This window comes from Trebonia sp., from assembly GCF_049794275.1.
In the GTDB taxonomy this organism is placed as follows: Bacteria; Actinomycetota; Actinomycetes; order Streptosporangiales; family Streptosporangiaceae; genus Trebonia.
In genome coordinates this window covers 1-7,715 of sequence record NZ_JBARCR010000711.1, presented here as the reverse complement: position 1 = coordinate 7,715, position 7,715 = coordinate 1, and the positions used below count along the sequence as shown (strand labels likewise).

At 68.8% G+C, this 7,715-nt stretch carries 10 protein-coding genes and 1 tRNA gene; 2 read left to right on the top strand and 9 right to left on the bottom strand.

All coding sequences use genetic code 11. The features are described 5' to 3' along the window. The coding region (locus WA805_RS18935; RefSeq protein ID WP_425242997.1) for an ADP-ribosylglycohydrolase family protein at positions 1-554 on the bottom strand (554 nt) is incomplete at its 3' end. Positions 555-626: 72 nt separating this feature from the next. On the opposite strand from WA805_RS18935, the gene WA805_RS18930 reads away from it, so the two are divergent. Further along, the gene (locus WA805_RS18930) at positions 627-2,102 is read left to right on the top strand and encodes a purine-cytosine permease family protein (protein ID WP_425242996.1); all 1,476 of its coding nucleotides are present in this window, start codon (positions 627-629) and stop codon (positions 2,100-2,102) included. 36 nt (positions 2,103-2,138) lie between these two features. On the opposite strand, the gene WA805_RS18925 is transcribed toward WA805_RS18930, so the two are convergent. Beyond that, positions 2,139-2,630, bottom strand: a complete 492-nt coding sequence (locus WA805_RS18925; protein WP_422288477.1) for a VOC family protein — start codon at positions 2,628-2,630, stop codon at positions 2,139-2,141. A 71-nt stretch (positions 2,631-2,701) separates the two neighbouring features. Then, entirely contained in the window at positions 2,702-3,121 is a 420-nt protein-coding gene (locus WA805_RS18920) for an organic hydroperoxide resistance protein (protein WP_422288478.1), read from the bottom strand. Positions 3,122-3,361: 240 nt separating this feature from the next. On the opposite strand from WA805_RS18920, the gene WA805_RS18915 reads away from it, so the two are divergent. After that, positions 3,362-3,435 (top strand) — tRNA-Arg (locus WA805_RS18915). A 17-nt stretch (positions 3,436-3,452) separates the two neighbouring features. Here the strand turns inward: WA805_RS18915 and WA805_RS18910 are convergent. The 6 genes from WA805_RS18910 to WA805_RS18885 form a co-directional block, all read right to left on the bottom strand. Next, entirely contained in the window at positions 3,453-4,169 is a 717-nt protein-coding gene (locus tag WA805_RS18910; RefSeq protein WP_425242995.1) for a site-specific integrase, read from the bottom strand. Positions 4,170-4,182: 13 nt separating this feature from the next. Beyond that, positions 4,183-4,344, bottom strand: coding sequence for a hypothetical protein (locus tag WA805_RS18905; RefSeq protein ID WP_425242994.1), 162 nt, complete (start codon positions 4,342-4,344; stop codon positions 4,183-4,185). Further along, positions 4,341-5,006 carry an RraA family protein gene (locus tag WA805_RS18900; RefSeq protein ID WP_425242993.1) on the bottom strand — a complete coding sequence of 222 codons (666 nt, stop codon included), beginning with the start codon at positions 5,004-5,006 and terminating at the stop codon, positions 4,341-4,343. The genes WA805_RS18905 and WA805_RS18900 overlap by 4 nt, the downstream gene beginning before the upstream one ends. A 141-nt stretch (positions 5,007-5,147) precedes the next feature. Next, positions 5,148-6,176, bottom strand: a complete 1,029-nt coding sequence (locus WA805_RS18895) for a hypothetical protein (RefSeq protein WP_425242992.1) — start codon at positions 6,174-6,176, stop codon at positions 5,148-5,150. A gap of 18 nt (positions 6,177-6,194) precedes the next feature. Beyond that, positions 6,195-7,193: an amidohydrolase family protein gene (locus WA805_RS18890; RefSeq protein ID WP_425242991.1), complete on the bottom strand. Its 999-nt coding sequence runs from the start codon at positions 7,191-7,193 to the stop codon at positions 6,195-6,197. 39 nt (positions 7,194-7,232) lie between these two features. Next, positions 7,233-7,715: zinc-binding dehydrogenase (locus tag WA805_RS18885; RefSeq protein ID WP_425242990.1), on the bottom strand; the 483-nt coding region annotated here is incomplete at its 5' end.

The following is a 7,715-nucleotide window of genomic DNA, read 5'->3' as shown; positions in this document are numbered from 1 at the left end:
CCGTCGATGCCCGCGCTGACCGCGGCCGCGACGGCCGCGGCGCCGGCCAGTGCGACCGACGTGTTGTGCGTCACCAGGCTTGCCTCGACGACGCGGTCGATCAGCCCTGCCGCGAACGCGATGCCGACCGGGGTGATCCGCATCGCGGCGCCGTTCGTGTCACCGTGCCGGCCGGCCTCCTCCGGAGGCGTTCCTTCCAGCACCGCGGTCAGCGCGCGTTTCGTGGAGGGGCCGAGGAGGTCGAGGGAGCCGCGCTCGGCCATGTCGAGCTCCCAGCCGATCAGGGCCGCCGCCCAGTCGTCAGGGCCGGGCACGCCCCGGTTCTTGACGAGCATGCGGGCGAGCAGGACGGCCTGTTCTGTGTCGTCGGTGACGGCGCCGGGCGGCAGGCCCGCCGCGATCGGGTGGCCAGGCGGGGCGGGCTCGAAGCCCGTGAGCAGCGGGCCCCAGCGCGCCGTGATCTGCTGCCGGGACAGCAGCTGGGTAGGCATGCCGAGGGCGTCGCCGATCGCCAGGCCGTACAACGCGCCCCTGGCGCGGTCCGCTGCGGACACGGAGTTTTCGCCTCCCTGGAAGAAACTCCCCTATGCTGAGGTTTATGCTGCCAAGCAGGAAGGGAGCCTGACGTGACTGCCGCTACTGAGCAACGCCCGCTCGGCTACGAGGCCAACGGGATCAACGTTATCGGCGAGGACGAGCGGAAGGGCTCGCCGCGCGGCCTGTTCTGGCCATGGTTCGCCGCCAATATCTCGGTGCTCGGGCTCGCCTACGGCGCCTACGTGCTGGAGGGCGGGGTCTCGTTCTGGCAGGCGTGCCTGGCCGGGTTCATCGGCATCGTGGTGTCGTTCCTGCTCGTCGGCTTCATCGCGGTGGCGGGCAAGCGCGGGTCCGCGCCGACGCTGGTGCTGTCCCGTGCGGCGTTCGGCGTGCAGGGCAACAAGCTGCCCGCCCTCGTGTCGTGGATCCTCAACGTCGGCTGGGAGATCGTGCTCACCGTGCTGGCCACGCTGGCCACGGCGACGGTGTTCGCGCAGCTGCACTGGAGCGCAGGCACCGCCACCAAGGTGATCGCCTTCCTGATCGTCACCGTGCTCATCGTCGGCAGCGCGGCGCTCGGGTTCGACACGATCATGCGGCTGCAGACGGTCATCACCTGGGTGACAGGCGTGCTGACCGTCGTGTACCTCATCCTGGTCGCCGGGAAGATCCACTGGGCCACGGTGTCGGCCATCCCCAGCGGGTCCGCGCAGCAGGTGCTCGGCGTGACCGTGCTCGTCGCCACCGGGTTCGGGCTCGGCTGGGTCAACGTGGGCGCCGACTACTCCCGCTACCTGCCGCGGCGATCATCCGGCGCCGGGGTGGTCTGGTGGACGACGTTCGGCGCGTCGATCGCGCCGCTGTTCCTGCTCGCGTTCGGGCTGCTGCTCGCCGGGTCGTCCAAGAACCTGCTGACCGCGATCAACACCGACCCGATCGGCGCGCTGTCCACGATCCTGCCGACCTGGTACCTCGTCCCGTTCGTGATCGTCGCGGTGCTCGGCCTCGTCGGCGGCGCGGTGCTGGACATCTACTCCTCTGGCCTCACCCTGCTCGCCGCCGGGCTGCGGGTGCCGCGCTGGTCCGCCGCGCTGATCGACGGCGCGCTGATGATCGCCGGCACGATCTACGTGGTGTTCTTCTCGTCCAACTTCATCGGGCCGTTCGAGGGGTTCCTGATCACCCTCGGCGTGCCGATCTCCGCCTGGTGCGGCATCATGCTCGCCGACATCCTGCTGCGGCGCTCCGCGTACTCGGACGCGGACCTGTTCTCCTCGTCGGGCCGGTACGGGTCCGTCCGCTGGGTGCCCGCCATCCTGCTGGTGGCCAGCACCGTGATCGGGTGGGGCCTGGTCACCAACAGCTACGCCTCGTGGCTGTCCTGGCAGGGGTACCTGCTCGGGCCGTTCGGGCTCGGCGGCAAGACGGGGACCTGGGCGTTCGCGAACCTCGGCGTGATCGTGGCGCTGGTGATCGCGTTCGCCGGCTGGCTCGCCTTCGGCCGCGCCGCCATCCGCCGCCAGGAGGCGGCGCCCGCCGCCGCGGAGACCGTCGCCGCCGGATGACAGTGACGGCGAGCCGGCCGCTGGCGGCCTAGCCGGTCACAGCACCTTCGTGCCGTACATTTCGCCGAGCGGGTCGGCGAGCAGTTCGAGCCGGACGCCGTCCGGGTCGCGGAAGTACAGCGACGTGCCGCTCGCCTCCTGGTAGGGCACGCCTTCGGCGTCGAGCTTGCCGCGCAGGTAGTCCCACTTCTCTTTCGTGACGGAGATCGCGATGTGGTTGATGCCGCCGAGGACCTCCTGGTAAGGGCCCAGGTCAAGGCCGGGGAAATCGAAGAACGCCAGCAGGTTCCCGTTGCCGACGTCGAAGAAGAAGTGGGTGGACCCCTGGTAGTCGCGGTTCCCGAAGAGGTCGGTGAGCGGGAACTCCAGGACGCCCTGGTAGAACCTGATCGTCTGCTCGACGTCGGAGCACATCAGCGCGGTGTGGTGGATACCGCGCGCCGACGTGGGCGGCCGGCCCGCGGTGATGTACTCCGCCTGCAGGCGGGCGCGCTTCGCGGCTATCGCGTCCAAGTCAATGTCGGTCATACCCGGTACGGTGCCCGCCGCCTATCGGGTTGAAGCGGAGGGCGCGGAGTCGGGCGACACGGTGAGCCGCTCTACAGGACGCGCAACTCCACGCTGATGTTGCCGCGGGTGGCCCGGGAGTAAGGGCACACCTGGTGCGCCTCATCGGCGAACTCGCGCACCTTCTCCCGCTCCAGACCCGGAACGTGGATGACGAGGGTGACCACCAGCCCGTACGCGTCGCCCTCCGGCCCGATGCCCACCTCCGCGGTCACCGTCGAATCGCCGAGCGCCGTGTGCTGGCGGCCCGCGACCACCCGCAGCGCGCTGTGGAAGCAGGCGGCGTAGCCCGCCGCGAACAGCTGCTCGGGATTGCTTCCCGCGCCGGTGCCGCCCATCTCCGCCGGCACCGCCAGATCCAGGTCGATCCGCTGGTCTGAGGAGGTCACATGGCCGTTTCGGCCGTCGCCTGTCGACACCGCCTCCGCGGTGTACAGAACCGTGTCGGGCATACCAGAACCCTATCGCTACGCGGCTGTCCACTTTGGGCCAGCGGGCGAGGACGGGGGCCGGCGCCGCTCGCCCGGGCTGGCGTTGCGGCCGGGAGAAAGCCGGGGACGTTCGGTATGATGGGGTTGATCTTTTCCTCACGGACGCGGTCGTGCTCCGTTACGGCCAGTGACGCGCGTCGCCACACAATGCGACCTGCGTGTGGCCAACGTGTGATCTTCGCCATGCAAAATGGTCACCGGGCGCCCGTAGCTCAGTCGGATAGAGCAGCTGCCTTCTAAGCAGCGGGTCGCGGGTTCGAATCCTGCCGGGCGCACTCAGCGAAACTCCAAGTCAGTGCCCATCTCGCAATGACCGGTACGTCTGGTCATGATGCCCCTTCGCCTTGCGTGCCATTCGCGTGCCAGAACGCTTGTGCCTGCCGAGCGCCGCCTTGGCGTTCTTGCCGACCTGATCGGCTATGGCCCGCTGGCGTTCGGCGGACGTATGGAGATAGATGAGTGCGGCCCTCGCGCTGTCGTGGCCCATGTACTCCATCAGTTCGCGGAGGCTCGCGCCCGCGTCAGCGGAGAACTGGTGGCCGGTATGGCGCAGGTCGTGAAAGTGAACGCTCGGCAGGCCGACAGCGGCAAGCGCGGGCATCCAGGCACGCCGGTAGAAGTTGCTATGACGCATCGGCGCGCCGTCCGGGCTGGTGAAGACGAGCGCGTCGGCCGCGCCGAGCGCGTCAAGGTGCCTGCGGAGGTCACCGGCGATGAGTTCGGGGAACGAGACGACCCGCCGACCGGCCCGTGACTTAGGAGGACCGAACGAGTGGCCGCCGCCACGCAGGTAGTTGATCTGGCGGGTTACCCGGACCGTGCAGGCGTCCAAGTCGATGTCTCGCGAAGTGAGCGCGGCGAGTTCGGCCCAGCGAAGGCTAGCGAAAGCGGCAAGCAGGATCAGCGCGCAATAGCGGGGGGCGATGGCATCGGCAGGGCGTAGACCTGAGGAACGGTGGGTACGGGTCGTTCGGGAGAGTTTCCGCTGCCGGCGCCCCTCATGCGGCATAGGTTGCGGCGGATCAGCCGACGGCAACGTACCGGACGGTGAAGGCGCGGCCGCACAGCCGCGCGCCGTCGAAGAGCGGCGCAAGGCCGAGCATGGAGCCGGGACGACCTAGCCTGTCGAGCGCGTCGGAGACTGTCGCGGTGGAGTACCCCCCGAGGGGATGGGCGTTCGTCATGAGGAGGCCTCCTCCGTGATAGCAGGAAACCGGCTGTCGTGCATAACCTCGATGACCGGATCGCCCGCGTTCACCGCTTCTGCCATGACCGCCTCGCGAGCCATGATCCGTTCGGCCAAGTCGAGCACCCGCACTACCTCCGCCGCCGGCACGAAGACGACGCCGTTGCCGTCGGCGATCACGAAGTCGCCTGGATTCACCGTGACGCCGGCGACGGGCACCGGCTCCTCCATCGCCAGCTGTACGATCCGGCCGCGGGCGCTCACCGGGACCACCGCACGGCCGAAGACCGGGAAGCCGGACTTCTCGCTCTCGGCGATATCCCGGCAGGCACCGTCGATCACGACGCCCTCGATGCCTCGCCGCCGCGCCGCCAGGGTAAGGATGCCGCCGAAGCACGAGACATCCAGCCGACCCTTGTTGGCGATGACGAGAACGTCGCCGTCGGCGGCAGCCTCGATGGCCGCCGCAGCGATGTGCTGCGCCGGGCGGTCGTCGCTTCGCGGCCCCGCGGTCACCGTCCGCGCCCGGCCAGCGACGGCGACCCGGACATCCCACAGCGGTCGTATGCCCGTCGTGGCGCCGGGCAGTCCCAGCGTGTCCAGCGCGTCGGAGACCGCACAGCTGTCCAGCAAGCGGAGCCGCGCCAGCAGGTCACCCATGACGGAAATCGTTCCTTTCCGTGTTGGTCACTATCCCACCTCGCGGCGGCCTCTGACGCCTCAGAACGGCCGGGGCACGGAGGTGCCGGACAACGGTGCGTCTCTTTCGGAACTCACGGGGCCGGGTCGGCTACGCGGCCGTCAGGCTGATTGCGCGGCCCGGTCCCACAAGACGAAGGCCATGCCGCAGCCCGTCCCCGCCTCCGACCGGTAGCAGGGCTGATAGTCGATGAGCAAGGCGTCGAGCGGCGACTCCGCGAGGGCTCCGGCCACCACAATCCAGTTGCGGTACTCCGATGTGCCGGCGCGCAGGACCTGGGCGTCGAGCGCGGTCATGAAGCCGCCATCCTTTTTGCGCAGCGCCACAAGGAAGTCTCGGTCGAGGTCCTCGTCAATGACGAAGTGGGAGAGCCCGCCCGAGGCCACCACCCCGACCCGCAGGTCCTCGGGGAAGCTCCGGATCGCCTGCCCGAGCGCCCGGCCGAATTCGTAACAGCGCGCCGCGCTTGGCTGGTTCGGCTCGTAGAAGGTGTTTACGAAGACCGGGACGATCGCGGGCACGTCCTGGCCGCCGAGGACCTGCTGGACGATGAAGCCCCAGCCGTGCGGGATGCCGTGATCGTCGTACGTCCCGGCCGGGAGCTCCCGTGAGGCCGACGGGTCGAAGCCAGCCTTGCTAGTCTCCTTGATCAGATGCACGGCCAGGTCGGGCCGACAGGCTCGCGTGGTCGCCACCTTCGGGTAGTTCTCCACCTCGGCGATGGCGAGCCCGGGCGGGAAGGCATCCAGGGCTGCCTGCGTCAGCGGGACGTGCGCGACGGAGTCGCCCCAGTAGACCGCGAACTGCGGGAGCAGCTCGTCGCGGAAGATCTCCTTGTGGTCACTGCTCACGATGACGAGTACGTCGAGGTCAGCGTCGTGGAGCGCCTTCCCGAGGGTGGCGATGGCGGCCCGGCTCGCGGCATGGCGCCGACGCCAGACCTCCGGCTCGCAGTCATCGGCGAAAGCGGCCTGGCGCAGCTCGCGCAGGTCGTCGTACGAATACTCCTTGCCCTGGTAAATGAGGGCCGGATTCCCTCGGTCGGCCTTCGCGCGCTCGCCCCACTGGTCGGGAGGCGTCCCTAGCTGCGGTGCGTGCGAGGTACCGATCGCGAGGCTGATCTCTGCCATGGTTGTCTCCTCCCGCGCTCAGATCTTGAATAGCTGGCGCGCGTTGGACTCGAAGAGCCGGTCGCGCTCGTCATCCGTCAGCCACTCGATGTCGTCGATGAGCAGGTGGATGTCATCGATCCACCGCCCGGTCTCGGGATTCCTGGTCGAGCCGACGCCGGGCTTCTCCGAGCCGAACAGGCAACGGTCGACGCCCACGGCGCGCAGCAGCAGCTCGATGGAGTCCTGACTGTAAAGGCAGGTGTCGTAGTACAGCTTGCGCAGCATGTCGCGAAAGGTCGTGCCCTGTCGCAGCGCGGTCGGCTCGAAGCGGCCGCGCTGATACGGGATGGCCCCGCCGCCGTGGGAGACGATGATCTTCAGGTCAGGGAAGTCGTCGAAGACCTTCGAGGACACCAGCGAGGCGACCGCGAGCGTCTCCTCCTGGATGAAGTGGAGCGAGTACGTCTCCCGCGACGGCGGCCTGCAGCCGGCCGAGTGGATGACCGCGGGCACGTCGAGGTCGCAGAGCGCCTCCCACACCGGGTACCAGAACCGGTCGCTCAGCGCCGGCGGCTGGACCGTGCCCTCGTACGGGTCGGGGTTGAGTACCCCCCCGACGAAGCTGTGCTCAGCGACGCAGCGCCGCAGCTCCGCCACCCACTGCTCCGGCCCGGTCTCCATGCTCTGCGGCATGCCCGCGAGCCCGCGAAAGCGGTCAGGCTCAATCCTGCAGGTCCGGGCGATGATGTCGTTAGTCTCCTGGATGTACCACTCGACTAGGCGGCCCTGCTCGCTGTGCATCATCTGGTACGGCCTCGGCGAGATCAGCTGGACGTCGACGCCCGCGTCGTCGAGGTGCTGGATGTGCGAGATGCCGCCGAAGGTGGAGTTCGCGGTGTAGAGGGATTCACGCAGCGTCTCGTCGGTCACTCCGGCGCTGCCTCGGCCGTGCGCGCCCCGGTGCGAGAGCAGGCCGGCCTTCCACGCGTATAGCGAGTCCGGGGCCGTGACATGGCCGTGGATGTCGATTTTCATCGGTAGCGCTCCTTGGAATTGCACGGGTGCGGTGACCGGCTACGGCTTGAGAAGGACCTTCATGCAGTTGTCCTGCTTCCCGGCGAAGATTTTGAAGGCGGACTCGAACTCGGCAAGCGGCATGACATGCGTCAGCAGCGGGGCCACGTCGACCTTGCCGGTCCGCAGGAGGTCCATGAGAAACGGCATGTTGCTCTGGTCGGTCACGCCGAAGCGGAGCGTCGGGTTCTTGAAGGTGAACGCCTGGAGGGGGAGCCCGACATTTCCCGGCGGTGGGAACCCGATCACCGAGAGCGTGCCCCCGATCGCGAGCAGCGGCGCGGCGCTGGCCATTGACTCCGGCGACCCGACCGCGTCGATGACGGCGTCGACGCCGCGACCGTCCGTCAGGCGGGTGATCTCCTCGGCAGGATCGGCGGCTGCCGTATCAACCACGTCGGTGGCGCCCATCTTCACGGCGGCGTCCAGTCGGTTCGCGCGCCGACCGATAACGATGACCTGGCTGGGATCATGCAGTCGCGC

Excerpts from the sequence above, each read along its gene's own strand:
- WA805_RS18890 (WP_425242991.1), bottom strand. The coding sequence starts at position 7,193 with ATGAAAATCGACATCCACGGCCATGTCACGGCCCCGGACTCGCTATAC.
- WA805_RS18910 (WP_425242995.1), bottom strand. The coding sequence starts at position 4,169 with ATGCCGCATGAGGGGCGCCGGCAGCGGAAACTCTCCCGAACGACCCGT.
- WA805_RS18905 (WP_425242994.1), bottom strand. The coding sequence starts at position 4,344 with ATGACGAACGCCCATCCCCTCGGGGGGTACTCCACCGCGACAGTCTCC.
- WA805_RS18925 (WP_422288477.1), bottom strand. The coding sequence starts at position 2,630 with ATGACCGACATTGACTTGGACGCGATAGCCGCGAAGCGCGCCCGCCTG.
- WA805_RS18895 (WP_425242992.1), bottom strand. The coding sequence starts at position 6,176 with ATGGCAGAGATCAGCCTCGCGATCGGTACCTCGCACGCACCGCAGCTA.
- WA805_RS18900 (WP_425242993.1), bottom strand. The coding sequence starts at position 5,006 with ATGGGTGACCTGCTGGCGCGGCTCCGCTTGCTGGACAGCTGTGCGGTC.
- WA805_RS18920 (WP_422288478.1), bottom strand. The coding sequence starts at position 3,121 with ATGCCCGACACGGTTCTGTACACCGCGGAGGCGGTGTCGACAGGCGAC.